The sequence below is a fragment of the Streptomyces sp. AC627_RSS907 genome (assembly GCF_019049165.1).
In genome coordinates, this window is record NZ_JAGMUE010001372.1 from 1 (window position 1) to 551 (window position 551).

1 protein-coding gene is annotated in these 551 nt (G+C 73.3%); it reads left to right on the forward strand.

Annotation, left to right across the window (positions count from 1 at the left end):
- Nucleotides 1-334: 334 nt before the first annotated feature.
- The coding region (locus tag KUM32_RS41985; protein WP_217146860.1) for a LysR family transcriptional regulator at nt 335-551 on the forward strand (217 nt) is incomplete at its 3' end.

Below are 551 nucleotides of genomic sequence, written 5' to 3' on the forward strand. Positions count from 1 at the left end.
CTACGTCGCCGCTCCCATCGTGTCGTTCCTCGTGATCGCGGGCCTCGTGATGATCGGCAGCAAGAGCGACAAGCAGACCACGAGCTGAAGCCCCGCTCCACCGCTAGGCGCTCGCGGCGTACGCCGCGAGCGCCTTTGGTGTGCCCGGGCGCCGGGACCGTATCCGCTAGCGCGCGCCGGACCGCCGCCGGGTCGCACACGTACGGCCCCCGACGCACCACACCACCGCGAGCCCCGGGCCGTGCCCGGCCAGTCGTCGGCCGGGTGGGGGAGGCGTTGGCCCCGGGCGTGCGCGGTGGGCTCCCCGTGGGGTCGGGCTGGGTAGCTTTTCCCCATGGCGGACTGGGATGTCAGAAAGCTCCGCGTGTTGCGCACCCTCGATGAGCTGGGCACGGTCACCGCGACGGCCCAGGCCCTGCGCATGACGCCGTCAGCGGTCTCGCAGCAGCTCTCGGGGCTGGCCAAGCAGTTGGACGTGCCGCTCCTCGAGGCGCACGGGCGGCGGGTGCGGCTGACGGACGCCGCCCGGCTCGTACTGCGACACACCGAGG